Here is a 26,874-nt window from a genome sequence, read left to right on the forward strand (position 1 = left end):
CTTTTTTTATTGGGCGGCGGCGCGCGCCAGCAGCAAGGTGCGTTCGCACTCGTTGTGCGTCAGCTGCGCCGCGCGTTCGAACTCATGGCGCGCCTCGTCGTGGCGTCCCAGCTTGGACAGGAAGTCGCCGCGCACGCTGGGCAGCAGGTGGTAGTGCTTCAGCGCCGCCACATCCATCAGGCCGTCCACCACTTCCAGCCCGGCCGCCGGCCCGAAGGCCATCGCCAGCGCCACCGCGCGGTTCAGCTCCACCACCGGCGACGGCGTCAGCTGCGCCAGCGCGTCGTATAGCGCGGCGATGCGCTGCCAGTCGGTGTCTGCCGCCAGCCGCGCGCGCGCATGGCAGGCCGCGATGGCCGCCTGCACGCCGTAGGAGCCCAGTCCACGTCCGGTTTGCCCGGCGCGCGCCAGCGCCGCCAGGCCGCGCCGTATCAGCAGCTGGTCCCAGCGCGCGCGGTCCTGCTCCAGCAGCAGGATGGGCTCGCCCTTAGGCCCGACGCGGGCGCGGGCGCGCGAGGACTGGATCTCCATCAGCGCCACCAGGCCGTGCACCTCGGGCTCATCCGGCGCCAGCTCGGCCAGGATGCGCCCCAGCCGCAGCGCTTCCTCGCACAGCGCCGGCCGCATCCAGTCGGCGCCGGCGCTGGCGGAATAGCCTTCGTTGTAGATCAGGTAGATCACCTGCAGCACCGACGCCAGCCGCTCGACCAGCTCGTGCGCGCGCGGCGCTTCGAACGGCACCTTGGCCTCGGCCAGCGTGCGCTTGGCGCGCACGATGCGCTGCGCCACCGTCGCTTCCGGCACCAGGAAGGCGCGGGCGATCTCCTCGGTGCTCAGGCCGCCCAGCATGCGCAAGGTCAGCGCCACCCGGCCGTCGGTCGGCAGCACCGGGTGGCAGGCCACGAACAGCAGCCGCAGCAGGTCGTCGCCGATATCGTTTTCCAGCGCGTCGGCCACGGCCGAGTCGAGGTCGGGCGCGGCGTCCTGCAACATGCCTTCGATTTCGTAGGTGAGCTCGGCTTCCTTTTGCTGGTGCAGCTGGCGCCGCCGCAACAGGTCCAGCGCGCGGTTCTTGGCGACGGTGGTCAGCCACGCGGCCGGCTGGTCCGGCACGCCGCTTTCCGGCCAGCGCTCCAGCGCCATCACCAGCGCATCCTGCGCCAGCTCCTCGGCCTGGCCGACGTCGCGCAGCATGCGCGCCAGCACGGCGATGATCTTGGCGGACTCCATCCGCCACACCGCTTCGACGATCCTGGAAACGTCAACCGCCACGGGCTTTCTTCCTGAAGGCCTCGCGCAGGCCGCTCTCCAGCAGTTCGGCGCGCAGGCGTTCTTCGGCGGCGCGCATCTCCGGCGTAAATTCCTGGTGGGCGATGCGCTCGCAGGCTTCGCGGATTTCCAGCGTCAGGTCGCCCGGACTGGGATAGGGATAGGTCTTGGCCCAGGCGATGGCCTCGTCGAGCGAGGCCGCCTGCACCATCCAGTAGCCGGCGATCAGTTCCTTGACTTCGGCGAACGGGCCGTCGACCACCGAGGTTTTCGAATTGGCGAAGTGGACCCGGGTGGCGGAGGCGCTGGCCTTCAGGCCCTCGCCGGCCAGCAGCACGCCCTGCCGCACGCCCGCTTCGTTGTAGGCGTTCATCACGTCGATGATTTCCGGCGGCGGCACCAGGTCGGCCTCCAGGTCGGCATCGGAACGGATGAAGATCACATAGCGCGTCAAGGCTTCGTCGCGGCGCGGCAGCGTGCCCGCCGCCGTGCCGCGTTCGTCGAAGCCGAGGCAGTTGCCGGGGCAACCGGCGTCGCGGATTTCATAGACTGCGCCGCTGTCGAACAAGGGCCACCAGCGCACCTGTTCGATGGCGTCCTCTTTCGATTCGGCCTCGATCAGCGTGAAGCCGGCCACCAGTTCCCGGGGCGCGAACGGCCCGTGCAGCAGGCTCCATTCGCCGTCGCGCCGCAGCAGGCGCACCGCTTCCGTGCTGGGTTTGAGAAAGGTTCCCGGCTCCAGCGCGGGCGGCTGCTGGCCGCGTTCGGTGCTCTGGTTGGCGCGGCGCAGTATCATGAATTCCATCGCATACTCCTGGTTTTTCGCTAAGGTAGCAGCATCACATGCGGGCGCGCAAGGCTTCTTCCTGCGCGACCAGCTCCGGCGTGGCGGCCTCGCCGAAATCCTCCATCTCGAACACCTGGCGGATTTCGATTTCCGACGGCACGTCGAACGGATTCGGGCAACGCTTCATCCACTCGATGGCCTCCTCCTTGGACTTCACCTGTATCAGCCAGAAACCGGCGATCAGTTCCTTGGTCTCGGCGAACGGGCCGTCGATGACGGTGCGCTTGGGGCCGTCGTACAGGATGCGCGCGCCCTTGGAGCTGGGATGCACGCCCTCGCCGGCCAGCAGCACGCCGGCGTTGACCAGGTCTTCGTTGAACTTGCCCATCGCGGTCAGCAGCTCGACGCTCGGCATCTTGCCCGCTTCGGAATCTTCGGTGGCTTTAACGATAATCATGAAACGCATGGCACTCTCCGGTTAGCCGCAGTTGGGCATTTGCTGTTGCATCGCCGCGCCCATTTCCTCCGGCGTCACGTCCTTGGTGTGGGTGGCGATCGACCAGATGTGGCCGAACGGGTCGGTGACCTGGCCGTAACGGTCGCCCCAGAACATGTCGGCCGGCGCCATCTTCTCGCTGGCGCCGGCGGCGATCGCCTGGGCGTAGGTGGCGTCGACATCGGGCACGTAGATGTGCAGCGTGACCGGACTGCCATTGAGCTTCTTGGGGCTGACGCTGCCGCAGTCGGGGAACTCGTCCACCAGCATGACGGTGGAATCGCCGATGCGCACGGCGGCGTGTATCAGCTTGCCGTCCGGGCCGGGGATGCGCGCGGTCTCGGTGGCCTTGAACGCTTTGGTATAGAACGCGATGGCGTCCGCCGCGCCATCGACGACCAGGTGGGGGGTGACGCTGTGCATGCCTTCTGGAATCGGATCTACTTTTGCAGCCATGATGCTCTCCTTTATGTGGGGTTGGGACGAGTGAGAATGCTCACTCTACCTCCACGACGAAGCAGCACGCGTCAAATCGACAGAAATTTTTAAAATTTTTTTGAGATGGTGGCGACCGCCTCCGGCAGTGGATCATTGCGCTGCCGGCGTTCATGTTAGGCTCCAGCATGTTGGCTGGCCGCAGCCGCCGCATACTTCACAGATGTAATAATTCACATGCCATGAACTTGACGCGCCCATCGGCCTTCGCCCTCTTCCTGCTGACGCTGGTCGCCAACGCCCAAGGCTGCGCGCTGCGCATCGGCTACACCACGCAAAACGCGCCGCCCTATTTCATCGGCGCCGACAGCGTGCCGGCGGCGCCCGGCGCCAGCGTGGAACTGCTGGTGGAGATGGCGGCGCAAGCCGGCTGCAAAACCGAACTGCTGCGCCTGCCGACCGCGCGCCTGCTGCTGGCGCTGAACGCCGGCCAGATCGACGCCACCGCGCTGGCGACCCCGCCCGCCGGGCTGGCGTCGGTGGTCTATCCGCTCGATGCCCAGGGCCGGCCCGATCCCGCGCGCGGCTTGCAGCACACCACCGTGATCATCGTGCGCGCGGCGGACCGGGCGGCCGCAGGCGCGGACCTGAACGGCTACCTGCGCGGGCGCCGGGTCGGCGTGTCGCACGGCGTATCGTTCGCCGGCGAGCTGCGCGCGGCCGGCATGCAGGTGGACGACGGCGCCGCCGACGCCCGCCGCAATTTCGACAAGCTCAAGCGCCACCGTATCGATGCGGTGGCGATGTCGCTCAACCTGGCCGGCGATATGGACGAACTGCTGGCGCGCGAGCATGGCAAGGAGCTGGTGCGGCTGGAGCAGCCGCTCAGTTCGCACTCGCTGTGGTTGATGGTCAACAAGGACTACTATGGCGCGCACGGCGCCGCCGTGGACCAGATGTGGAACTGGCTGGGCGGCAAGGGCCGCAAGCGCCTGCCGCAACTACTGAAGAAGTATGAAGCGCTGCCGCCGCAAGGCGGCAGCGCGGTGAACCATTAGCCGACTTTACGGCGGCGCAGCGCCGCCAGGCCGACCAGGCCAACGCCCAGCATCAGGTAGGTCTGCGGTTCCGGCACGGCGGTGGTCACCAGCGTTTGCGTGGCCAGCTGCGTGTTGATGTCGACCAGGTTGGAATTCAGAAACAACGCATCGGTAAAGCTCAGCGTGCTGGTGCCGGCGCCGATCACGTTGAAGCTCAGGTGCGCCAGGCTGCCGCCGCCGCTGACGCCGGGCACGGCGCCGAACTTGAAGCCGTACACATAGGACGCCAGACCCGGCGTGCCGGCCACATCGGCCGCACCGAAATCGGTGGCGCCGCCGTCCGAACCCAGGAAGCCGCCTTCGCTGGCGCCGGTCGCTTGCAGGTAGGCCGGATTGAACACCAGCGAAAAGTTGTAGCCATACAGGTCGGTGATGCCGTCGATGCGGATGTCCAGCTCGATGGTCGAGCCCACCACGCCGCTCGATGGGCTGGCGACGATGCTCAACACCGGATCGGCCGCATAGGCCGACGGCGCGGCGAAAGCGGCGGCCAGCAACGCGGCGCCGGCCTGGAATTTCCATTTATTCAAACTCAACATATTCATTTTCCTTTGCCCATCAGGCTTAGATTCAGCATCGGCGCCGCGCCGGGTGTGCCCCGGCGGCGGCGCCGCTAGTGTGTGGCGGCTTACAGGCGGCAACCGCCCGGCAGGCGTTGCGACTCGGCTGCCAGGTCGCGCGCATCGACCACGCCATCCTTGTTCAGGTCGGCGCGCGCATCGTAGCCGGCCTGGCCCGTGCGTTTGCCGAGCGCGGCCTTGATGAGCGCCAGGTCGTCGCAGTTGACGCTGCCGTCGCCGTTGACATCGCCCACCAGGCGGATCGTGAAGTTGGCGTTCGACACATCGAAGAAGATGTTGTCGAGCGCTTCCACCTTGATGCGCGCCGTGCTGCTGGCCACCAGCGGCAAGGTGACGATCTTGCTGCCGTTGTTGGCCGTGCTGGCCGCCAGCGTGTGCGGATAGGTGTTGCCGCCGTCGGTGGACAGCGAGATCTTGACGTTGGCGGTGTTCACCGGCGCGACGTCGGTGTTGGCCACGCTCCAGGTCACGGTCTGGGTCGAGCCGCCATCCAGCGACACTGCGCTGTTGGGCGACGTCACCAGGAAGGGACCGGCGTTGGGCGCCAGCACCAGCTTGGTGCTGGCGTTGCCCACGCCGCCACGGCCGTCACGCGCCGTCAGGCGGAAGTTCAGCGCGGCCGGATTGGCGTTGGCGCTGTAGCCCACGTAGTCGACGGTCGGCAGGAACTCCGAGTAGCACTCGATGTTGGCCGCGGTCGGCGTCGCGCCGGCGACCGGGCAGGCGCCGGTTTCGGCGTTGGTGTTGTTGGCCAGGATCTGCGACAGGTCCGGGAACACGCGGGTCGGATTGGTGCTGACGTGGTTTTCACCCGGCGAACCGTACTTGATGGCGTCCTCTTCGCTGACCACGGCGCGCACGCCGAACTGGCGGAACAGCGGACCATTGGTCTTGGTGTTGCTGACCAAGCCGGTGCCGCTGCCGCTGGCGCGGTCGTTCTGCTCCCACAGGTAGGTCAGCGTGTCGGCTTCGCCGTCGGCGGCGCTGCCGGTCAGCGCGAACGGCGTGCGCACCGGGATGGTGTAGCCCGCCGCCACCGTCACCACCGGCGTGGTATTGCCGGTGAACGACAGCGAGCCACGCCGGGTGGTGCTGCCGCCGACGGCGATTTCGCCGACGTAGCCGGTGCAGGCGCCGCTGCAATCGACCAGCTGCAGCATCGGCACGTTGGTGCCGGCCAGCGCGCCGCCGAAGGTGATGGTCGCGGCGTTATTGCTGAGTGCGCTGACGTTGACGGTGCCGCCGGCAGGCCAGCCGCTGATGCCTTCGATCGCCGCCTTCACGCCGGCGGTGGTGAAGTTGCTGCCGTTGATGATGGCGGCCGACTTGTTGCCGTTGTAGCTCAGCTTGAACTGCTGGCCGCTGGCGAAGTTGGCCAGCACCAGGTTCTGCACTTCGTTGAGAATGGTTTCGGCGCCCGAGGTATAGGTGACGATTTCATCGAAGCTGCGCTGCGACCAATAGGCGTCACTGTGGTTTTGCAGGTTGTCGGTGCCGCAAATGCCGGCGTAGGCCATGATCGACGAGCCGCTGCCCGGTTCCACCGAGGTGCCGGCGTTGCGGTTGCCGCCCGAGCAACTGCCGATCACGCCGTTGAAGGTGTGGTTGCCGGAGAACTGGTGGCCCATTTCATGCGCCACATAGTCGACCGCGTAGAAGTCGCCGACCGGCGTTGGAATGCCGGTGCAACCCTGGGCCTTGCTGTTGCCGCCGACCACGCCGAGGCTGGCGATGCCGCCGCCGTTGAGGCCGAACGCGATGTGGCCGATGTCGTAGTTGCCGGCGCCGGCGAGCAGGCCGGCGACGATACGGTTGCGGCTCAGCGTCGAGCTGGCGCAGCCCGCGGCCTGGGTGGTGGTGTAGCAGGCGGCGCCGCCGCAAGGACCGTTGGTGCCGGTCATCTGCGCCGGCGTGTCCAGGTTCAGGGCGTCGGTATTGTTGATCAGGATCAGGCGGATCGCGGTCTCGTCTTCATAGACCTGGGTGACGCGGTTGATCAGCGTGACCTTGGCCGCCGTCACATTGGCCGAACCGCCGAAGTAGGTGGCGTAGGACGGATCGGTGACCAGCGCCAGGCGATAGGTGCGCAGCTGGTTGCCGGAAACCGGAGCGGCCACGGACTGGTCGTCCACCACGTGGTAGGCCACGGTGCTGGTCGACTTGCCGTCGGTGGCGCTGACTTCGAAGGCGCCGGTGTTGCGCGACGGATCGGCCACCAGCGTGGTGTTGATCACGCCTTCGGCATCGGCGGTGACGACCACGCTCTGGCGCGTGCCGCTGTCGCCCTCATTGCGCACCGACACGGTGACCGAGGCGCCCGGCGTGAAGCCGGCGCCGCGCACTTCGACCTTGTCATCGGCGTGATAGAAGCCCTGCGACAAGGCGATCTGCGCCTCGGTCAGCGGTGCTTCGCGCAGCGCGCCGTGGCGGTTGGCCAGGTCGCGGCTGTGATAGCTGTTATAGACGCTGTCGTCCAGCGCGGTTTGCGGATCGACATACCAGGCGCCGGCCGGCGTGCGCACCGAAGCGTGCAGGCCCAGCGGGGTGATGTCCATGCGCAGGCTGGCGTTCGGATCGTCGATGCCTTTGCCGGCATAGGTCTTGATTTCAGGGTGCTTGGCGGCCAGGCCGGCTTCCATGATCGGCGAGTCGACGATGGCGAAGCGCTGGTAGCCGCCGTCCGGGTGTGGCAGGGAAATGATCAGCGGGCTGACGGCGGCGGCCTCGGTGCGTTCCAGTGGCGCCGACTTGGCCAGTTGCTTCAGGCCGTTGCGGTTCAGGCTGGCGGCGTGGAAGCGGCGCGGGCCGGTGCTGCTGGCGGACTGCGAGGTCCTGCCGTTGGCGGCGCCCACGTCCTGCCAGAAGTCGCCGGTAGGCTGGCTCGCGGTCGGTCCATCCTGGGCGATGACGGCGGCGGAACTGGAGATGGTCCAGCCCAATGCCATGAAGGCGATTAACATGCGTCCAGCGGTAGGACGCAGCTTTGCCCCGGCCTTTTTGAGGCGGGGAGTCGGTGACGGGTTCACTGAAAGTTTCATGCCTGCTATACCCTTAATTTTATCGTTGATCCGAAAAGTCTGTTTTCCCTGTGCGGCCAGCCAAATTCCACCCCGAACATATTCATTTCCAAGAAAAAATATGCCCAGTGAAACTTTCATGTGTTGCGAACAAGACATGCAAAAGTTTCAACTTAAGTATTGCTTAATTAATTTTTCGTCACAATAGTTGTCGGATATTTTTTTTGTACAGGACCGGAAACATGAGCGTTTCAGGCGCAAACACTGAAAATCGCTGTTGTCTTTAATACACAGTTCCGCCTGGATCGCCGCCGGGGTGGGTTCATGTATTATTGCTGTGTAGATAAATCACGAAGCAGGCACATGAAAAGACTCCGCATTACCTTACCGTTGGCGCTGGGCGCGCTGGCAGTGTGGCTGGGCCTGACCTTGGGCGTCGCCAGACTGCTCAACGGCGGGCGGCAGCTATCGTTGTTTGAATCGGTGGCCGGCGGCATCGGTCCGGCGTGGGTGCTGGCGGTCCTGTTTTCCCTGTTGGTGGCGCTGGCCTCCAGCGAACGCCGCGCCGCCGGCCTGCGCGCTCCCGAATCGTGGAAATCGCTGGCGCTGGTCTGGCCGCCGCTGCTGTATTCGCTGCTGATGCTGCTGGTGGCGTGGGCGGCCGGCTGGCCGCCGTCGCAGGTGCTGCTGATCGTCGGCTGCAATACGGCGCTGGTGGCGGTGTCGGAAGAGCTGATGTTCCGCTCGGTGCTGCTGCAAAGCCTGCTGGACCGGCATGCGATCTGGCCGGCCGTGCTGATCTCGTCGTTGCTGTTCGGCGTGGTGCACACGCTCAATGGCATGGCGACCGGCGACTTCGGCAGCGCGCTGTGGCAGGCGGTGACGGCCTCCCTGCAGGGCGTGGGCTATGCCGCCATCCGCCTGCGCACGCGCTCGGTGTGGCCGATGGTGGTGGTGCACGGCCTGTGGGACTTTGCGCTGGTGACGTCGGCGCTGACGGCGGCCAGCACCGGCGAGGGTTCGGTGCTGCCGTTGGCCGCCGTGCTGGCGGTGCTGCCGCTGTGCCTGTATGGCGTGTTCCTGCTGCGCGGCAGCCAGCGGGCGCTGCTGCTCCCGCTGGCGCCTCGAGAAAACTCAGTCTCAAACTGAAGCGCGTCAAACCAACTGTCCCCAGTGGCACTTCAAGACTTTGGTCGCGCAGTTGATCAACACGAGTCCGGCATCACGCCCGACCTTGCCCACTTGGCAATCGAGGAGCGTCGGCTGGAGCAACCTCACCTTGAGCTGCACGATATCCTTAACACCGAACAAGGAAGCAATGTAGAGCGCCGCGCGCGGCTGGGGTCGCCGACCGCACGCTGACGTCGTTCCATAAGAAAGTCTTACCTGCGCCCCACTTGCCCGATAGGGCCAAGACGCTGTTGTTCTTGTCCGCTATCAGCTCATTCAGCCTGGACTTGAACTTTTCAAGAGACATACGCCCACGTCATGCGACTGGTATAGCTTGAGCGCGCGTCGAAGGCTTAGAAAGCATACAACTTAATTCGCCTATCCTAGCCTTTGCTGCCGGCGTCGCCTCAGGGGGGCTCCATAACGCAACCTCGGTAAAATTGACGAACCTCGGGCTCGCCGTCTCTACATCCACCAGCGACGAAGCTGACACTAGCACGCCGTCGCAACGGCCATCTGCAATATACTTAGCCATGCTCCTCTGGTGCCGCAAAATAAACTGCGCATTAAGCGTGGCCAAAATATCCCCAGCCTCCTGCCGTGAGCGACTGTTGAGGATGCTGTCCTCGACGATCAGGTCATCGATGTTGAAGGCTACGATGCCACCAAGACCGAGCTTGCCAAGCTGCCTAGCCCCCTTTTGCATCTGACCCTGAACACCTTTTTCAGAGTAAATCTTTTTGCAGGCGATCGGATAGTCTCCGCCGCCCAGCGCGAGCATTAGATCCGGCGGATCTTGAAGCCGAACCGTCATGCCGCGTCGGCGCAGGAAGATAAGCAATTCAAGTTCCCACAAATGGTCCTTGCCCATGGACGGCTGCCGGCCCGACAGATTGACATCGTTCCCGGCAATGCGCCGCAAGCACTGTTCAACGTCTGGATCAAATTGAGTTGGCAAAATAGCTTCGGCGAGCCGGTAGGCGTGCATCGCATTCACGAACTGTCGCATCTCCACATTGGACTTTCCTGCAGCCCGACCAGCAGCGTAGCTCTCCGCGTCCCGCAGCAAAACTCCAAGCGTGCCGTCGCGGTGAAAAACAATGCCGCGACCTGCCAAGAGACGCCGCAATTCACGCGAGCGTTCAGCAATGACATCAAAGTTGGCGCGATCCGTAAGCTGCGGCTCGAACGTTCCAGCTGGTCCAGGCATTTGAATGAGCATTGTGGTGGGTGTCGTCGCAGTCATTTAGAGAGAGGTCTAGTTTTCAAATGGCGTTCATCATAGCCCAAGGGCAACGCTCCGGGATCGATGTGAAAAATAGCGTTGATGTAGGCTAGGCCGCTTATCCGAGCGACATATGCAGCCAAGGCGACGAGCGAAAGACATGCATAGCGAAGCCCATAGAACCGCTGAAAAGGAACACGAAGCACGCTACCGACAGCGCCAACGAGAACGAGCGCGCCTAGCACAGCAGCCAAGCCGAAAAGCACGGCCACTCGCACAGGCGAGCCAAAAGTTGATCTGGCGATAAAGAAGGCCAGCAAAAGCAGGATAGTCGCCAACGCAGCCAGCGCGTTTATCGCCTTGGCATCTTCCTCGTTCGGCTCGCCTTGGGAATCCATTCGTTCCTGATTTTTACCGCAGGCCATGAGTGCCTTCCTTGCGTTTAAGAGTTTTCCACTTGCTCCCTCTTGATCGATTCCGCCTTGAATGCCGCGCTGGCCCTAAATTCCGCGCGCTGCTCCTCCTCACTCAGCGAGCCACACGGCTTCGCCCAAGATCGGCCGGAAGCGGGTTGCATGTTGCTATTGAATGCAAATTATTAATAAAAATTTCCTAATGCGAATACTATAAACTACTATTAATAAAGTGAGTATATACACCACCAACACCAGAGGCCATGTCGTGATCGAATCCATTGAGCTGGCCAACGCGGCCACCTACTCCGCTCAGCCGGAAATCTTGGGCGCTCTGCGCAAACTCAATTTTATTTTCGGCTCGAACGGTGCTGGCAAAACCACGATCAGCCGGGTAATCCAGAATCCCGGTTCCTTCGGTTCCTGCAAAGTAAACTGGGCTCGAGGAGCGCCGCTGGAAACGCTGGTATATAACCGTGATTTCGTGGCCAAGAATTTCACTCCCTCCTCACGAGTGAAGGGCATCTTCACATTGGGCGAGACAGATGCGGAAAACGAGCGTGCAATCGATGAGCAGAAAAAGACGATCGCCGCGATCGACGAGGAGGTCATAAAATTGTCCGATGTGCTTTTAGGCGCGGACAGGCTGTCAGGCAAAAAGGGCGAATTGGCGGCGCTGGATGCGGAGCTTATCAAGACGTGCTGGAAACAAAAACTCGCGCACGACGACGCGTTCAAGACGGCCTTCGAAGGAGTCCGCAGCTCAAAAGACGAGTTCAAGGATCGAGTGCTCAGCGAGAAAGGCGCCAACATCTCGACGCTGACCACGCTGGAAGATCTTACAACCAGGGCAAAGACCATCTATGGCCCGCAGCCAGCGGTGGCAAGCTCTACGCCTGCGATCAACGCCGCCAAGATTCTCGGGTATGAGAGCGACGCCATCTTGGCCAAGAAGGTGTTGGGCAAACAGGATGTGAACATCGCGGCGATGATCCAACGGCTGGGAAACAGTGACTGGGTCAAGCAGGGCATGCCGTTTTACACCGTCAACGACGAGAATTGCCCGTTCTGTCAGCAAAAAGTGCTGGATGGCTTCGAGGCCAGCATCGCCGAGTATTTCGACGAAACGTTTGTGACCGACACCGCCGCCATCACCACCCTGGTGAGCGACTACGAGGCGGACGCCAAGGCGCTGCAAGAGCAACTGCGGTCCGTGGCGGAAAGCGTTTGCCAGTTCGTGGACCAAGAGCGGTTCGCTACGACTCGTTCGGCCATCGAAGCCAAGCTCGCCGCTAACGGCCTCCTGCTCGACCGGAAGAAAAAAGAACCCAGCCATAGCGTTGAGCTCCATTCGTTACACGATCTCGTCGCAGAAGCGAACAAGATCGTCGCCGACGCCAACGCCCAGGTCATCAAGCACAACGCGATCGTCGCGAACTTCGCACAAGAGAAACGAGCCCTGTCCTCGCAAGTCTGGAAATACATCGTTGAAGCCGAGCTCGGGCAAACTCTCACCGCTTTCGCAAAAAACTCCGACGGCATCTCCAAGGCGATCACCAACCTCGCGGAGCAAATTAGAAAGAAAACGGAGGAGAAGGAAAAAGTGACGCTAGCATTAAAAATCGTGGAGAAGCGCGCGACCAGCATCCAGCCGACAATCAACGCGATCAATAGCCTGCTCAAGTCCTTCGGTTTTCATACCTTCACGCTATCCCAAGCCGAAGGCACTCAATACAAGCTGGTCCGTGCCAACGGCGAGAACGCCCAGGAAACGCTAAGCGAAGGCGAGAAGTCCTTCGTCACCTTCTTGTATTTCTACCACTTATTAAAAGGTAGCGAGACCGAAAGCGGTATCTCCGCGAACCGCGTGGTGGTATTCGACGATCCCGTGTCGAGCCTGGACAGCGACATTTTGTTCATCGTCAGCAGCTTGATAAAAGCGATTTTTGACGAGGTCCGCGCCGGCGGCCAGATCAAACAAGTATTCGTACTGACCCACAATGTCTACTTCCACAAAGAGATCACGTTCAACCCTGACCGGCGCGGAAAAGCAATGAACGAAGAAACCTTCTGGATGGTTCGCAAGACGCCCAATGGGTCCCGTGTCGAGTCCAAACCCGACAACCCCATAAAGACCTCCTACGAGCTGCTCTGGGCGGAATTGAAGCGCGATGATAAGAACAACTTCACAATACAGAACACCTTGCGACGGATCGTTGAAAACTACTTCAAGGTCTTCGGCGGCATCGATCCGAAAGCGATCTGCGAGAAATTCGAGGGCAGGGAGCGATTGATCTGCAACGCGCTGTTTTCCTGGGTAAATGACGGCTCCCATTACGCGATGGATGACCTATTCATTTCCCTAGAGCCTGGCGCCATCGACGCCTACATGGCGGTGTTCGAGCAAGTTTTCGAGAAGATGGGCCACGGCCCGCACTACAAAATGATGATGGGACGCACGTAGAAGGATGGCGCACCTGAGGAAATGGAGCAATTAAGCGCGCCATACGATGCTCGACGGGCGCTTTGTCTCTTTAGGTAATTTTCCGACAGAGGGCGATACTGAGACCGACATCACCCCGTTCAAGTCGAACTGTCCGGGTACACGCCCCTATCGACACTACGGCTGCCGTGACTTGTGTCGTTGCGAAGCGACGAAATCGTCAAGGACTTGCCAAGCTACCTCATGCAGAACCTTGCCATTTTCGACCTCAACATGCCATGTAGGACTGGTAGAGATGTATTCTTTCGCCTCGCCTAGCGAGTAGAATCCCGAGTTTCGCAGCGCCAGTATTGCATCGGTAATAGACAGCCCTCGCTGCTTCAGCTCCAACAAGACCTGTTCCCGTTCGACATCGTTGGCCTGTTGCCATTTCGATTTTATGAGTTCGACACCGATTTCAGATTTATTCATTTCTTCCTCCTACGTCTGATATCTACAAGCTTTCCCACATTTGCAGAACTACTACCGGCAGTGCGCTTTCCTTGCACAGTCATTGCATCATATCCAAGCGCATTACCAACTTTCAGCAAGGCGCGTAATTCAGCAAGCAACTCTTTTGCAATTGTCGATTTTTTTATGCCTGGCGGGTCGGATGCCGCATAGACGCAGAGGTTTCTGCAAATGATCGTATCATTTTCCAGAACGACATCTGCCAAAACCCGCACCTCGCCTTCCGGCGTATTAAACGCATAGTCCAAGAGGCCGTCCCGCCCCGTGCGGGCTTGCTCAACTGCCGTTCTCAACGAGTCTTCGACACTCATTTGGGTTAGTCCAGTGTACGCCACGAACGACGGCTGCGCGAATTCACCAGTGGCACGGCCGAAAGCGGTAAAATGACAGGTTACGCGCGCGGGCCGGTTGAGCCTACGCAAAACCAGACTCACGCATCGCCGAAAAAGAACCAATGACCACCGTCCCGAACGAAATCAACGCCGCCGCCGTCAAGAACAGCCCCACCGAAAAAGTCACTCCGATGATGCAGCAGTACCTGAGCATCAAGGCCGAATACCCGGACATGTTGGTGTTCTACCGCATGGGCGATTTCTATGAGCTGTTCCACTCGGATGCGGAAAAGGCGTCGCGCGTGTTGGGCATCACGCTGACCGCGCGCGGCAGCTCGGGCGGCCAGCCGATCAAGATGTGCGGCGTGCCTTTCCATTCGCTCGAAGGCTATCTGGCCAAGCTGGTCAAGATCGGCGAATCCTGCGCGATCTGCGAACAGATCGGCGACCCGGCCACCAGCAAGGGACCGGTCGAACGCAAGGTGCTGCGCGTGGTCACGCCGGGCACGCTGACCGACGCCGACCTGCTGCCGGAAAAGGCCGAACGCCCGCTGCTGGCGATGTGCATCATCAGCCAGCGCAAGGTCGCCACGGCCGGCCTGGCGTGGCTGTCGCTGGCCAGCGGCGCGCTGAAGCTGATGGAGTTCTCCGGCGACAGCCGCACCGTCACCGCCCGCATGCAGCAGGAGTTGGAGCGCATCGCGCCGGCCGAGGTGCTGCGCGGCGATAACGCCGACCTGTTCGACGAAACGATGAGCGGCCACCTCAGTTTCCACACCAGCCGCGTGCCGGACTGGCACTTCGACGTGGTCGGCGGCCACAAGGCGTTGCTCGACCAACTGAGCGTGGCCACGCTGACCGGCTTCGGCGCCGACGGCCTGGGCGCGGCGTTCGGCGCCGCCGGCGCGCTGCTGCGCTACGCCCAGTCGACCCAGGGACGCGGCCTGCAGCACGTGCGCACGCTGACCACCGAAACCGAAAACGAATTCATCGGCCTCGATGCGGCCACCCGCCGCAACCTGGAACTGACCGAGACCATCCGCGGCCAGGAATCCCCTACCCTGTTCTCGCTGCTGGACCACTGCCGCACCGCGATGGGTTCGCGCCTGCTGCGCCACTGGCTGCACCATGCGCGCCGCGACCAGGCCATCGCCCGTTCGCGCCACCAGGCCATCGCCGCGCTGGGCCAGGCCGACGCCACCGGCACGCTGTCGCACACGCTGGCGCAGGTGCCGGATATCGAACGCATCACCACCCGCATCGCGCTGCTGTCGGCGCGTCCGCGCGACCTGGCCAGCCTGCGCGACGGCGTGCAGCAACTGCCGGCGCTGCGCCATGCGATGCAACGCGCGCTGACCGATAACGACGGCCTGCTGGCCGCGATCCACGCCGACATGGCCACGCCCGAAGCCTGCCTCGATCTGCTGCAACGCGCGGTGGCATTGGAGCCGGCGGCGATGGTGCGCGACGGCGGCGTGTTCGCGCGCGGTTTCGACGCCGAGCTGGATGAACTGCGCGCGCTGTCCGAAAACGCCGGCCAGTTCCTGGTCGACCTGGAGACGCGCGAACGGGCCCGCACCGGCATCGCCAACCTGCGCGTGGAGTACAACAAGGTGCACGGCTTCTACATCGAAGTCACGCACGGCCAGACCACCAAGGTGCCGGACGACTACCGCCGCCGCCAGACCTTGAAGAACGCCGAGCGTTACATCACGCCGGAACTGAAGGCCTTCGAAGACAAGGCCTTGTCGGCGCAGGACAAGGCGCTGGCGCGCGAGAAGATGCTGTACGACCAGTTGCTGGGCGACCTGGCGCCGTTCATCGGTTGCCTGCAAACGATCTCGAAGGCGCTGGCGCAGCTCGACGCCCTGACCTCGCTGACCGACCACGCGCTGCGCCACAACTGGTGCGCGCCGCAGCTGGTGGACACGCCGTGCATCAACATCGCCGAAGGCCGCCACCCGGTGGTGGAGAACCAAATCGAACGCTTCATCGCCAACGATTGCCGCTTCGTCGAAGACCGCCGCCTGCTGCTGATCACCGGCCCCAACATGGGCGGTAAATCGACCTTCATGCGCCAGGTGGCCTTGATCACGCTGCTGGCCTACGTGGGCAGCTACGTGCCGGCCACCAGCGCCACCATCGGCCCGATCGACCGCATCTTCACCCGCATCGGCGCCACCGACGACCTGGCCGGCGGCCGCTCGACCTTCATGGTGGAGATGACCGAATCGGCGGCGATCCTGAACGGCGCCACCGAGCACTCGCTGGTGCTGATGGATGAAGTGGGCCGCGGCACCTCGACCTTCGACGGCCTGGCGCTGGCGTGGGCGATCGCGCGCCACCTGATCGACACCAGCCGCAGCTTCTCGCTGTTCGCCACCCACTACTTCGAACTGACGCAGCTGCCGGAGAACCATCCGACGGCGGCCAACGTGCACCTGTCGGCGGTCGAGCACAAGGACAGCATCGTGTTCCTGCACGCGGTGCAGGACGGCCCGGCGTCGCAGAGCTACGGCTTGCAGGTGGCGCAGCTGGCCGGCGTGCCGCAGCCGGTGATCAAGGCCGCGCGCAAGCACCTGGCGCGCCTGGAAGCGCAGGCGCTGGACGCCACGCCGCAGCTGGACCTGTTCGCCGCGCCGACCACCGACGCCGACGACGAGGAACTCGATGCGCCGGCGCACAGCGCGCCCGCAGCCGCCAGCCCGGCGATGCGCGAGCTGCTGGAAGCGCTCGACGATCTCGATCCCGATGCGCTGACCCCGCGCGAAGCGCTGGAGCGCCTGTATCAGCTCAAGCGCCTGACGGAGACGGCGCAGGCATGATGCCGGCGCGCGTCCGCATGCTGAGCGCGGCGCTGGCCGGCCTGGCCGCGCTGGCGGCAGGCCAGGCGCTGGCCGTGCAACCGGTCGCCATGCGCGGCTTCCAGTTCGGCGTGATCGGCCATTCGTTCAAGAGCGGACCGGATGAATCGCTGCTCAAGCGCGCCATCGCCGACGCCACCCTGATCGCGCCCGCCTTCATCGTCACCACCGGCATCAAGTCCAGCACCGAGCCTTGCAGCGACAAGCTGTATGCCCAGCGCCGCGCGCTGCTGAGCGAGGCGGCGCCGCCGATGATCGTCTCGCTGGCCGGCAGCGACTGGAGCGCTTGCGTCAACTCGATCGGCCGCTCGAACGCCATCGAGCGCCTGAACCGCCTGCGCGAACTGTTCTACGCCGACGGCGAATCGCTGGGCGAACGCCGCCTGCCGCTGACGCGCTTGTCGTCCAGCGCCAAGTTCCGCAGCTACGCCGAGAACGCGCACTGGGAATACGGCAAGGTGCTGTTCGCCACCATCAACCTGCCGGCCAATAACAACCACTTCCGCGCCGAGGCTGGCCGCAACAGCGAGTATGAGGACCGGCTGGTGGCCAACCGCGCCTGGCTGCACCGCTTGTTCGCGCTGGCGGCGCGGCAGAAGATGCAGGGCCTGGTGCTGTTCTCCGACGGCGACGTCGGCGTGCAGGTCGAGCAAGGCTTCTCGCTGCTGCCGAGTTTTCAGTCGAAACAGGATGGCTTCGCCGAACCGCGCCGGCAGATACGGGCGATGGCGGAAAAATTCAAAGGGAAGGTGCTGCTGGTCGATACCCAGGGCGGCGCCGGGACCGAGCCGTCCATCGCCTGGCGCGGCAATGTGGGGCATATGAGCCTGGCCGCGGAATGGGCCGAGGTGCGCGTCGCCCCCGGCACCGCCGCCCTGTTCACGCTCAAGGGCGGCAGCGCCGAGACGACGCCGTAACTTACACCACTTAGTGGATCGGGTGGATGGCGACGTGGTCGCCCTCTTCGCCTTCGTCGTCCTCGTCACCGTGGTGGTGGCCGTGGGCGCCGTGCACGTGGCCGTGGGCGATTTCTTCGTCCGATGCTTCACGCACGTCGGCGACGCTCAGCGCGAAACGCAGCGCCATGCCGGCCAGCGGGTGATTGCCGTCCAGGACCACTTTGTCGTCAGCGATTTCGGTGACGGTGAAGATCATCGCTTCTTCGCCATCGTCGCCATCCGGCATGCCTTCGAACTGCATGCCCACTTCCAGCGGCTCCGGCAGGCGGTTGCGCGGCTCGACCTTGACCAGCGCGGCGTCGTAGTCGCCGAACGCATCTTCCGGCTCGATCTGGATGATGGAGGAATAACCGACTTCCTTGCCGTCCAGTTCTTCTTCAATTTTTGGCAGGGTGTTCTCGTAGCCACCGTGCAGGTAAACCATAGGCTGACGGCCGTCTTCGATCAGATTGTCCTGGGCATCGGACAGCTTGTAATTCACAGTCACGACCGTGTTCTTGGCAATCTTCATTTTGTAATTCCTTTCTGTATATAAGCCCCGGAATTATACCTTGGATCGCCGGGCCGACCGCCGCCAGCCCGACAATCGCCGCCGCCATGGTTATAATGAGCGCATGAAAAAATTACCTCTCCTCGGCGATATCACGCCGGCGCAGTTCTTGCGCGACTACTGGCACAAGAAGCCCCTGCTGATCCGCAACGCCATCCCCGGCTTCAAGCCTTTGCTGAACATGGAGGCGCTGACCAAGCTGGCCTCGACCAACCACGCCGAATCGCGCCTGGTGACCAATCTCGACGGCCAGTGGAATATGCAGCACGGCCCGCTGGAAAGCCTGCCGCCGATGGACCAGAAGGAATGGACCATGCTGGTCCAGGGCGTCAACCTGTTCGACGCCAAGGCCGACGCGCTGCTGCGCCAGTTCCGCTTCATTCCCGATGCCCGCCTGGACGACCTGATGGTCAGCTTCGCCACCGACGGCGGCGGCGTCGGCCCGCACTTCGATTCCTACGACGTGTTCCTGCTGCAGGCCCAGGGCCAGCGCCGCTGGAGCATCGGTCCGCAGAAGGACCTGACCCTGGTCGAAGGCCTGCCGCTGAAGATCCTGGCCAATTTCAAGCCGAACGAGGAGTTCGTGCTCAATCCGGGCGACATGCTGTACCTGCCGCCGCACTACGCGCACGACGGCATCGCCATCGGCGACTGCCAGACCTATTCGATCGGCTTCCGCGCGCCGTCCTACCAGGAGCTGGGCGAAGCCTTCCTGCAGTTCATGGCCGATTCGATCGACCTGCCGGGCATCTACGCCGATCCGGAGCTGGAGGCGACCTCCAAGCCGGCGGAAATCCCGCGCCACATGCTGAGCACGATCGTCGAGGAAATGAACAAGGTCCGCTTCACCGAGGAAGACATCACCATCTTCCTGGGCGAATACATGTCCGAGCCCAAGCACAATGTGTTCTTCACCGGCCCGGCCAAGCCGCTTACGGTCGGCAAGTTCGCCGAAAGTGCAGCGAAAAAAGGCCTGGTGCTGTCGCGCAAGACGCAAATGCTGTACCGCGGCAAAAATGTCTTCATCAACGGCGAATCGTTCGGCGTCGGCCGGGCCGACAAGGTCACGCTGGAGCTGCTGGCCAACACCCGCGCACTGGACGGCGCGGCGCTGGCCGAGGCGTCGGACGACGTCATGGACGCCCTGTACACCTGGTACACGGACGGCTGGATCGAGTTGGGCTAAAAACTGGCAAAGGGAGGCAGCATGGAACGGCAGAGTTTTCCATTCACCACGAAGGCGGAGTTTCTCCAGCACCTGACCAGCTGCATCACCCGCGCCGAACGCAAGCTGACCATGTTCGACCCGGACTTCGCCATCTGGGAGCTGGGCAGCAGCGCCACCGACGCCCTGCTGCGCCACTTCCTGCGGGCCGGCGGGCATTTGCAGCTGCTGGCGCACGATGGCCATGCCGTCGAGCGCGACGCGCCCCGCTTCCTGCGCGTGATCAAGGACTACGGCCATCTGATTGAGGTGCGCCGCAGCAGCCAGCAACTGCGCCAGCTGACGGACTCCTTCTGCATCGCCGACGACCGCGACATCGTGCGCCGTTTTCATGCAGATCATTTCCGTGGCGAAGCAGTTTTTGACGGGCCGGAAGATACCCAGACCAGTAACGACCGTTTTATTACAATCTGGTTGGAATCTACCCCCGGTTTGTTCGCAAACTCAACTGGATTATGAGTCAGTTCAAGGTAAAATGCCGGTGTTCGATGCGAACGCTGGTATTTTGTGCGGATTCTGCTAAAGTAGAGTCGAAACCGAAATGTTGCGATATCGCAAAATAGTTGTGCTTACAGCTGTTTGTCCTATTGCGACGCACTAAAAATCGCTATAATATTCGGTTAGGAAGTTTCCGTTGTCTGGCAGGCACCCTTTCAGGTTACGAAAGCCTTCGAAGACGACCTAATGAGCGATAATTACCGGTAATTATTAATCGCAACAATTGTGTTTAATTTTGAATTAATTAAGGAAAACCCCATGAAAAAATCCCTGCTGATCGTTTCCCTGCTGGCTGTTGCTCTGGCTGCTTGCTCGAAAAAAGAAGAAGCTCCTGCTGCTCCAGCTCCAGTAGCTGCTCCAGAAGCCGCTGCTCCAGCTGCTGCTCCAGCACCAGCACCAGCTGCTGACGCTGCTGCTCCTGCTGCTGCTGCTCCTGCTGCTTCGGACGCTGCTGCTGCTCCAGCCGCTTCGGCTGCTGCCGCTCCTGCTGCTTCGAAGTAATCAGCCGCGGAAAAAACCCGCTAGCCTGAACGCGATCAAGATCGCGCTCAGTGCAAGCGGGTTTTTTTTCGCCTGAAACTTTTGCATAGGCATAAAAAAACCGGCTAAAAGCCGGTTTTTTTTATTGTGAAACGCTTTACTTCAATTGCTCGTGCAGCAGCGTCAGGATCTTGTCGGCGACCGGCGTGGCTTCCGCTTTGCCGGCATTGCTCAACACGGTAACGGTGCTGCTGTTGCCCGCGCCGGCTTTCACCGAAATGCGATAGCGCTGCGCTTCCTTGTCGGCTTCCGACGCCGAACCCCAGCTGAACAGCTTGCCGAAGAAGCCCTTGGTTTCGGTCGCATCGTCGACGTAACGCACGAAGTAAGTACCCTGGGTGCGGTCGCGGTCTTCGACGGTGAAGCCGGCGCGGTCCAGCGCCAGGCCCACGCGGCGCCAGGCGCGGTCGAAGCCCTCGTCCACCTGCACCGCGCGGCTGGCGCCGGCGCCCACCAGCGACGCATGCTGCGGTTGCACAATGGCGGTATCGATCGCGGTCTTGGCTTGCGCCACTTCCGTGCCGTTGCCCAGCTTGGTCATCAGACGCGCCAGGAATTCGGCTTCCAGGCCCGGATCGTTGGGACGCGGAGTCCAGGTGGTCGAATCCTTCTGGGCGCCGGTCACCACTTCCTGGGCGCCGCGATGGCTGACGTAGATCTCGCTGGCGCCGTCGGCGCGGCGTTCGATGCGGGTGCGGAACTTGTCGCGCTCGCCGCTCGAATAGACCGAGTCGAAGACCTTGCCGATGGTGTTGCGGATGAAATCTTGCGGGATCTTCGCGCGGTTTTCATTCCATTCGGTTTCCATGGTGCCGGCGGTGGCGTTTTCCTTGCCCAACACAAAGCCCGAATCTTCCCAGAACTGCTTCAGCTGCGGCCACAGTTGCTCAGGCGTCTGCTTGATCACCAGCCAACGCTGGTTGCCGTCGCGCTCGACCTTGATATCGTTGATGCTGGTCGGCACCACGGTACCGGCGGCAGGCGTGCCCGGCATGATGGCGGCAGGACCGCCGACGATACCCTTGGAAGCGTTGTAGCCGGAAGCGGTGGCGACGCCATTGTTCGAATCCGGCAGCGAGTAGCGGTTATCTTTCTGCAATTGCGTCAGATCCGGCGGCACGTCCAGCGTGCTGGCCTTCTTGGCGGACTTGTAGTCCACTTTATCATTACCGACTACGGAGCTGATCATGCCGCAACCGGTCAAACTGGCCATCAATGCGCCAACTACGACGGCGCGCTGCGAGGAAATAGAAGCTGTCTTGCGAATAGTCATGTCGTTACTGTTTAAGAAGCTGAAAAGCAGCAAATCAGGGATGATCCGAACCGAAGTCGGGGCTTGTTGCTAAGGTTTTTACAGTACGCCGGCTTCTCGCAGGGCCGCGCGTACCGCTTCGTGGCATTCGGCCGCCAGCGGCACCAGCGGCAGACGGATGCCGGCCGGCATTTTGCCCATTTCCGCCAGCGCCCATTTGACCGGCACCGGATTCGGCTCGATGAACAGTTTCTGGTGCAGCGGGAACATTTTATTGTTCAGCTCCACGGCCTTGGCGATGTTGCCGGCGATCGCCGCTTCGCACATGTCGGCCATGTCGCGCGGGGCGACGTTGGCGGTGACGGAGATGTTGCCGGCGCCGCCGGCCAGCATCAGCGCCATCGCGGTCGGATCGTCGCCGGAATACACGGCGAACGATTTCGGCGCCAGGCGCAGCAGGTCGTAGCCGCGGCCGATGTTGCCGGTCGCGTCTTTCACGCCGACGATGTTCGGGATTTGCGCCAGGCGCAGGATGGTCTCGTTGCTCATGTCGGCGACGGTACGGCCCGGCACGTTGTACAGGATCACCGGCAGGTCCACCGCTTCAGCGATGGCCTTGAAGTGCTGGTACATGCCTTCCTGGGTAGGACGGTTGTAGTATGGAACCACTTGCAGCGTGGCGTCCGCACCGGCTTCCTTGGCGAAACGGGTCAGCTTGATCGCCTCGGCGGTCGAGTTGGCGCCGGCGCCGGCGATGATCGGAATGCGGCCCCTGGCGTGGGCGACGGTCGCCTTGATCAGCGCGCAGTGCTCATCCACGCTCACGGTGGCCGATTCGCCGGTCGTACCGGCGATGACGATGCTGTCCGTACCTTCGGCGATGTGCCAGTCGATCAGCTGATTCAGACCCTCGAAGTCCAGACTGCCGTCTGCGTTCATCGGGGTGACGATTGCTACTATGCTGCCCTTAATCATAGGAAACCACTGCATAAAGTATTAAAACAACGATTGTAGACGATAGGCCGCTCATGTGGTGCATTCAGGGCGACAAATCGGCCGTCAAAATGGCGGTAAAAGTGCCGCCACGCGCGGGAAATCAGGCTTCACGGCGCACAGACGTTGCACCATGGCAGCTTTTGGCGTATCGATGACGCCGTCTTCGAAAGCGACCACCCGCAAACCGTGGGTGCGCGCCCATTCCAGCAGTTCGCCGGCCTGCAGCAAAAAGGCCGGATTCGATGGCTTGCCGAACTGCGCATTGCCGTCCGCGAAGGTCTCGTAGATCAGCACGCCATTCGGCGCCAGGCTGGCCAGCATATCGGCGATTAGCGGGCGATGCAGGTAGTTTGTGACCACGATGCCGGCAAATCGATCGGGACCGAAAGGCCAGGCGGCGCCCGCCTCTTCCAGGTCGATGGCGCTGGTGATGATTTCCGGGCCGGCCGCGGCGGCCAGCGCCTCGGCGTCGCGGTCCACCGCCACGACGGCGTGCCCCAGCGCGGCCAGGTGGCGCGCATGACGGCCGCTGCCGCAGGCGAGGTCCAGCACTTCGCCGCCCGGTATCAGCGGCGCGTAACGTTGTACCCAAGGGGAGACGGGGTTGTTCAGGAGGTCGCTCATGAGTAGGCCAGGCCCATCGCTTCGCGCACGTCGCGCATGGTTTCCAGCGCCAGCTTGCGGGCCGCGTCATTGCCGTCGGCGACGATGGCGCGCACCAGCGACGGGTCGTCCAAATACTGCTGGGCGCGCTCGTGCATCGGCTCCTGCTCCTTGACGATGGCGTCGATCACCGGCTGCTTGCATTCGATGCAGCCGATGCCGGCGGATTTACATCCTTTTACCACCCATTCCTGGGTATCGTTGTTGGAATACACCTGATGGAACTGCCAGACCGGGCAACGGGCCGGATCGCCGGCGTCGGTGCGGCGCACGCGCGCCGGGTCGGTCGGCATGGTGCGGATCTTCTTTTCCACCGAGGCTTGGTCTTCGCGCAGCGCGATGGCGTTGCCGTAGCTCTTGGACATCTTGCGGCCATCCAGCCCCGGCAGGCGCGAGGCGACCGACAGGCGGGCTTGCGGCTCGACCAGGATCAGCTTGCGGCTGCCTTCCAGATAGCCGAACAGGCGCTCGCGGTCGCCCATCGACAGGCTCTGGGCGTCGTCCAGCATGGCCTTGGCCTGTTCCAGCGCCTCGTCCTTGCCGTCCTGCTGGTACTCGGTGCGCAGTTCGTTGTAGAGCTTGGCGCGTTTGCTGCCCAGCTTCTTGACGGCGTCCTGCGCCTTTTCCTCGAAGCCTTTTTCCTTGCCGTACAAGTGATTAAAACGGCGCGCAATTTCGCGCATCATCTCGATATGCGGCACCTGGTCGTCGCCCACCGGCACCTGGCTGGCGCGGTAGATCAGCACGTCGGCCGCCTGCAACAGCGGGTAGCCGAGGAAGCCATAGGTGGCCAGGTCCTTGCTGGACAGGTTTTCGATCTGGTCCTTGTAGGTCGGCACGCGCTCCAGCCAGCCCAGCGGCGTGGCCATCGACAGCAACAGGTGCAGCTCGGCGTGTTCCGGCACGCGCGACTGGATGAACAGCGTCGATTGCGACGGATCGACGCCGGCCGCCAGCCAGTCGACCAGCATCTCCCAGGTACTGCGCTCGATGATGGAAGGGTCGTCGTAATGCGTGGTCAGCGCGTGCCAGTCGGCCACGAAGAACAGGCACGGCAGCTCGGACTGCATCTTGATCCAGTTCTTCAAGGCGCCGTGGTAATGGCCCAGGTGCATGGCGCCAGTGGGGCGCATGCCGGATACAACACGATCGGGATACATATTCAGGCTCAGCTAAGAAGGAAAATAAGGGGGTACAACAGCACGTGGAAAATGCTCTGCAAAATGTGCATGCCGCCAATCAGGAAACCGGTCAGCATACCAAACTGCATCATCAGGATCAGACCGATGAACACATACATGCCATAACGCTCGATCTGCGCGTATTTGCGGGCCAGCGGCAACGGCAGGATGCCGGTGACGATACGGCCGCCGTCCAACGGCGGCAAAGGGATCAGGTTGAAAATGCACATGGCCGAATTGACGCCGATGCCGGCCTTGCTCATCTCGATGAAGAAGTCGTCCTGCGGCACGCTCAGCGCGTAGCTCAGCACCACCCACAGCGCCATCCATGCCAGGCCCATGGCGAAGTTGGCCGCCGGACCGGCCGCCGCCACCAGCGCCATCTGCTTCTTGGGATTGCGCAGGCGGCTGTAGTCGACCGGCACCGGCTTGGCATAGCCGAGCGCGGGCAGGTGCAGCAGGCTGAGGATCAACGGCAGGATCACCGTGCCGAAGGGGTCGATGTGGCGCAGCGGGTTGAGGCTCAGACGGCCTTCATTGGCGGCGGTGGGGTCGCCGAAATAGCGGGCGACGTATCCGTGTGCGGCTTCATGCAGGGAAATTGCAAAAAGAACAGGGATCAGGTAGACCGCGATGGTCTGGATAATACTGTCGGTTTCGTTCATGGGGGGAATTTTACCAGAGGCTACGGAGTGCTCTTGCTGCGCCGTCAAGGGCCGGCGCACGTGCCCAATTGAAAGCCTGACAATGACAGCCCAGGCTTAGGCCAGGCTTACAGCCCGAACATGGCTGCGTCGCCCCGGCCCTGGCGCACCAGCTCGGCGCCCGCCCCGCTGAGGTCGATCACCGTGGTCGGCTCCAGGCTACAGGCGCCGCCGTCGATGATCAGCTCGATCTGCTTGCCGAGCCGCTCGCAGATGGTGTCGGCGTCGTTCAGCGCGTCTTCCTCGCCCGGCATGATCAGCGTCGTGCCCAGCAGCGGCTGCTGCAATTCCTCCAGCAGCGCGTGGACGATGGCGTCCTCCGGCACCCGCAGGCCGATGGTCTTGCGCGACGGATGGCTGAGCCGGCGCGGCACGCACTTGGTCGCTTCCAGGATGAAGGTGAACGGCCCCGGCGTGGCCGCCTTGAGCAGGCGGAACTGCCGGTTGTCGACCCGCGCGTAGACGCCGATCTCGCTCAGGTCGCGGCACAGCAGGGTCAGGTGGTGTTTTTCATCGATGCCGCGGATGCGCCGCAGCCGCTCGACCGCCGCTTTATCGTCCAGATGGCAAACCAGCGCGTAACAGGAATCCGTCGGCACGGCGACGATGCCGCCGTCGTGCACAATCTGCGCCGCCTGCTTGATCAGGCGCGGCTGCGGATTGACGGGGTGGACCTGAAAAAATTGACTCATATGGCCGCTGCCGGGGCAAGCTGCCGGCCGCTGTTAATAACGGTTAGGATTGTACGCTACGCAAGGCGGCAATACGTTGCTCAAACGGCGGATGGGTCGAAAACAATGCCGTCCAGCCACTACCGCCGGTGATGCCGGCCGCCGCGATCGACTGCGGCAAGGCGCCCGGCTGCATGCCGTTCAGGCGCGCCAGCGCGTGCTGCATCGGCACGCTGCTGCCCAGCAGCCTGGCGGAACCGGCGTCGGCGCGGAATTCGCGCTGGCGCGAGAACCAGGCCACGATCAGCGAGGCGGCCAGGCCGAAGATGAGTTCGCAAACGAACACCGTCACCATGTAGCCGATGCCGGGGCCACGGCGTTCGTTGTCGTTATTTTTCAGCAACATGTTGTCGACGAAGAAGCCGACCACGCGCGCCAGGAACACCACGAAAGTGTTCACCACGCCCTGGATCAGGGTCATGGTCACCATGTCGCCGTTGGCGATGTGGGCGACTTCGTGACCCAGCACGGCCTCCACCTCGTCGCGGTTCATGTTTTCCAGCAGGCCGGTGGAGACGGCCACCAGCGCCGAATTCTTGAACGCGCCGGTGGCGAAGGCGTTCGGCTCGCCTTCGTAGACCGCCACTTCCGGCATGCCGATGCCGGCGCGCTCGGACAGCGCCTTGACGGTGTTGACCAGCCACAGCTCGGTCGACGACGACGGCGCGGCGATCACGCGGGCGCCGGTCGACCACTTGGCCATCGGTTTGCTGATCAGCAGCGAGAAGATGGCGCCGGTAAAGCCGACCACCAGCGAAAACGCCAGCAGGCTGCCCAGTTGCAGCGTGTTGCCAGATCCCGGACGGCCGATGCCCAGCAGCGACAGGACGATGGACAGCACCAGCATCACGGCGAGGTTGGTGGCGATAAACAGGATGATGCGTTTCATTGGAGGTCTCCGGTGCGGACAAAGGTTTGTCCAAATAATAAGGT

The 26,874-nt window shown here is 62.8% G+C and carries 27 protein-coding genes; 8 read left to right on the forward strand and 19 right to left on the reverse strand.

Annotation, left to right across the window (positions count from 1 at the left end; translation table 11 throughout):
• Window positions 1–6: 6 nt before the first annotated feature.
• The 4 genes from AC1RMD_RS24785 to AC1RMD_RS24800 are packed head-to-tail and all read right to left on the reverse strand — an operon-like array spanning window position 7 to window position 3,008.
• Complete coding sequence (locus AC1RMD_RS24785) at window positions 7–1,230, reverse strand: RNA polymerase sigma factor (protein ID WP_492930595.1); 1,224 nt, start codon at window positions 1,228–1,230, stop codon at window positions 7–9.
• A 31-nt stretch (window positions 1,231–1,261) separates the two neighbouring features.
• Complete coding sequence (locus tag AC1RMD_RS24790) at window positions 1,262–2,074, reverse strand: YciI family protein (protein ID WP_492930390.1); 813 nt, start codon at window positions 2,072–2,074, stop codon at window positions 1,262–1,264.
• A 34-nt stretch (window positions 2,075–2,108) separates the two neighbouring features.
• Entirely contained in the window at window positions 2,109–2,522 is a 414-nt protein-coding gene (locus AC1RMD_RS24795; protein ID WP_492930392.1) for a YciI family protein, read from the reverse strand.
• A gap of 12 nt (window positions 2,523–2,534) precedes the next feature.
• Window positions 2,535–3,008 (reverse strand): VOC family protein, encoded by a 474-nt coding sequence (locus AC1RMD_RS24800; RefSeq protein WP_492930394.1) that lies wholly within the window; start codon window positions 3,006–3,008, stop codon window positions 2,535–2,537.
• Window positions 3,009–3,229: 221 nt separating this feature from the next.
• On the opposite strand from AC1RMD_RS24800, the gene AC1RMD_RS24805 reads away from it, so the two are divergent.
• Window positions 3,230–4,045, forward strand: a complete 816-nt coding sequence (locus AC1RMD_RS24805; RefSeq protein ID WP_492930396.1) for a substrate-binding periplasmic protein — start codon at window positions 3,230–3,232, stop codon at window positions 4,043–4,045.
• Here the strand turns inward: AC1RMD_RS24805 and AC1RMD_RS24810 are convergent.
• Window positions 4,042–4,626, reverse strand: coding sequence for a cohesin domain-containing protein (locus AC1RMD_RS24810; protein WP_492930398.1), 585 nt, complete (start codon window positions 4,624–4,626; stop codon window positions 4,042–4,044). The two genes, AC1RMD_RS24805 and AC1RMD_RS24810, sit on opposite strands and share 4 nt — an antisense overlap.
• An 89-nt stretch (window positions 4,627–4,715) precedes the next feature.
• Entirely contained in the window at window positions 4,716–7,628 is a 2,913-nt protein-coding gene (locus tag AC1RMD_RS24815; RefSeq protein ID WP_492930400.1) for a reprolysin-like metallopeptidase, read from the reverse strand.
• A gap of 420 nt (window positions 7,629–8,048) precedes the next feature.
• Here AC1RMD_RS24815 and AC1RMD_RS24820 point away from each other — a divergent pair, with 420 nt between their 5' ends.
• The gene (locus tag AC1RMD_RS24820; protein WP_492930402.1) at window positions 8,049–8,834 is read left to right on the forward strand and encodes a CPBP family intramembrane glutamic endopeptidase; all 786 of its coding nucleotides are present in this window, start codon (window positions 8,049–8,051) and stop codon (window positions 8,832–8,834) included.
• Between the two features lie 148 nt (window positions 8,835–8,982).
• Here the strand turns inward: AC1RMD_RS24820 and AC1RMD_RS24825 are convergent, their stop codons facing one another.
• From AC1RMD_RS24825 to AC1RMD_RS24835, 3 genes are read right to left on the reverse strand one after another with little or no spacing between them, the layout of a single operon-like run.
• Window positions 8,983–9,162 carry a P-loop NTPase fold protein gene (locus AC1RMD_RS24825; protein WP_492930404.1) on the reverse strand — a complete coding sequence of 60 codons (180 nt, stop codon included), beginning with the start codon at window positions 9,160–9,162 and terminating at the stop codon, window positions 8,983–8,985.
• A gap of 9 nt (window positions 9,163–9,171) precedes the next feature.
• Window positions 9,172–10,077, reverse strand: a complete 906-nt coding sequence (locus AC1RMD_RS24830; RefSeq protein ID WP_492930406.1) for a hypothetical protein — start codon at window positions 10,075–10,077, stop codon at window positions 9,172–9,174.
• Between the two features lie 20 nt (window positions 10,078–10,097).
• Window positions 10,098–10,505 carry a hypothetical protein gene (locus AC1RMD_RS24835; RefSeq protein WP_492930408.1) on the reverse strand — a complete coding sequence of 136 codons (408 nt, stop codon included), beginning with the start codon at window positions 10,503–10,505 and terminating at the stop codon, window positions 10,098–10,100.
• A gap of 256 nt (window positions 10,506–10,761) precedes the next feature.
• Between AC1RMD_RS24835 and AC1RMD_RS24840 the strand changes: the two genes are divergently transcribed.
• A complete protein-coding gene (locus AC1RMD_RS24840) occupies window positions 10,762–12,957 on the forward strand; it encodes an AAA family ATPase (protein WP_492930410.1) in 2,196 nt (731 codons plus the stop codon).
• Between the two features lie 156 nt (window positions 12,958–13,113).
• On the opposite strand, the gene AC1RMD_RS24845 is transcribed toward AC1RMD_RS24840, so the two are convergent.
• Window positions 13,114–13,407: a hypothetical protein gene (locus AC1RMD_RS24845; RefSeq protein WP_492930412.1), complete on the reverse strand. Its 294-nt coding sequence runs from the start codon at window positions 13,405–13,407 to the stop codon at window positions 13,114–13,116.
• On the reverse strand, window positions 13,404–13,757 hold the full coding sequence (locus AC1RMD_RS24850; protein ID WP_492930414.1) for a hypothetical protein: 354 nt from the start codon (window positions 13,755–13,757) through the stop codon (window positions 13,404–13,406). The genes AC1RMD_RS24845 and AC1RMD_RS24850 overlap by 4 nt, the downstream gene beginning before the upstream one ends.
• Window positions 13,758–13,900: 143 nt before the next feature.
• Here AC1RMD_RS24850 and mutS point away from each other — a divergent pair, with 143 nt between their 5' ends.
• Window positions 13,901–16,603, forward strand: a complete 2,703-nt coding sequence (gene mutS / locus AC1RMD_RS24855; protein ID WP_492930416.1) for a DNA mismatch repair protein MutS — start codon at window positions 13,901–13,903, stop codon at window positions 16,601–16,603.
• Window positions 16,600–17,559, forward strand: a complete 960-nt coding sequence (locus AC1RMD_RS24860) for a hypothetical protein (protein ID WP_492930418.1) — start codon at window positions 16,600–16,602, stop codon at window positions 17,557–17,559. Before mutS ends, AC1RMD_RS24860 begins: the two co-directional genes overlap by 4 nt.
• Window positions 17,560–17,569: 10 nt before the next feature.
• On the opposite strand, the gene AC1RMD_RS24865 is transcribed toward AC1RMD_RS24860, so the two are convergent.
• Window positions 17,570–18,112, reverse strand: coding sequence for an FKBP-type peptidyl-prolyl cis-trans isomerase (locus tag AC1RMD_RS24865; protein ID WP_492930420.1), 543 nt, complete (start codon window positions 18,110–18,112; stop codon window positions 17,570–17,572).
• 103 nt (window positions 18,113–18,215) lie between these two features.
• On the opposite strand from AC1RMD_RS24865, the gene AC1RMD_RS24870 reads away from it, so the two are divergent.
• From AC1RMD_RS24870 to AC1RMD_RS24880, 3 genes are all read left to right on the forward strand, one after another.
• Window positions 18,216–19,337, forward strand: coding sequence for a JmjC domain-containing protein (locus AC1RMD_RS24870; protein ID WP_492930422.1), 1,122 nt, complete (start codon window positions 18,216–18,218; stop codon window positions 19,335–19,337).
• Between the two features lie 21 nt (window positions 19,338–19,358).
• Window positions 19,359–19,835 carry a DUF7931 domain-containing protein gene (locus AC1RMD_RS24875; RefSeq protein ID WP_492930424.1) on the forward strand — a complete coding sequence of 159 codons (477 nt, stop codon included), beginning with the start codon at window positions 19,359–19,361 and terminating at the stop codon, window positions 19,833–19,835.
• 297 nt (window positions 19,836–20,132) lie between these two features.
• Window positions 20,133–20,375 carry a hypothetical protein gene (locus AC1RMD_RS24880; protein ID WP_116990225.1) on the forward strand — a complete coding sequence of 81 codons (243 nt, stop codon included), beginning with the start codon at window positions 20,133–20,135 and terminating at the stop codon, window positions 20,373–20,375.
• A gap of 136 nt (window positions 20,376–20,511) precedes the next feature.
• Here the strand turns inward: AC1RMD_RS24880 and bamC are convergent, their stop codons facing one another.
• From bamC to htpX, 7 genes are all read right to left on the reverse strand, one after another.
• Entirely contained in the window at window positions 20,512–21,627 is a 1,116-nt protein-coding gene (gene bamC / locus AC1RMD_RS24885) for an NlpB/DapX family lipoprotein (RefSeq protein ID WP_492930426.1), read from the reverse strand.
• Between the two features lie 138 nt (window positions 21,628–21,765).
• Entirely contained in the window at window positions 21,766–22,641 is an 876-nt protein-coding gene (gene dapA / locus AC1RMD_RS24890) for a 4-hydroxy-tetrahydrodipicolinate synthase (protein WP_492930428.1), read from the reverse strand.
• Window positions 22,642–22,725: 84 nt separating this feature from the next.
• Window positions 22,726–23,286: a class I SAM-dependent methyltransferase gene (locus tag AC1RMD_RS24895; protein WP_492930430.1), complete on the reverse strand. Its 561-nt coding sequence runs from the start codon at window positions 23,284–23,286 to the stop codon at window positions 22,726–22,728.
• Window positions 23,283–24,485, reverse strand: coding sequence for a tryptophan--tRNA ligase (locus tag AC1RMD_RS24900; protein WP_492930432.1), 1,203 nt, complete (start codon window positions 24,483–24,485; stop codon window positions 23,283–23,285). Before AC1RMD_RS24900 ends, AC1RMD_RS24895 begins: the two co-directional genes overlap by 4 nt.
• Window positions 24,486–24,493: 8 nt before the next feature.
• Entirely contained in the window at window positions 24,494–25,171 is a 678-nt protein-coding gene (locus tag AC1RMD_RS24905) for a site-2 protease family protein (protein WP_492930434.1), read from the reverse strand.
• A 107-nt stretch (window positions 25,172–25,278) separates the two neighbouring features.
• Complete coding sequence (locus tag AC1RMD_RS24910) at window positions 25,279–25,902, reverse strand: L-threonylcarbamoyladenylate synthase (RefSeq protein ID WP_332855539.1); 624 nt, start codon at window positions 25,900–25,902, stop codon at window positions 25,279–25,281.
• A 43-nt stretch (window positions 25,903–25,945) separates the two neighbouring features.
• Window positions 25,946–26,830, reverse strand: a complete 885-nt coding sequence (gene htpX, locus AC1RMD_RS24915) for a protease HtpX (RefSeq protein WP_492930436.1) — start codon at window positions 26,828–26,830, stop codon at window positions 25,946–25,948.
• Window positions 26,831–26,874 lie beyond the last annotated feature (44 nt).

It is taken from the genome of Duganella sp. GW822-FHT06D06 (assembly GCF_058799615.1).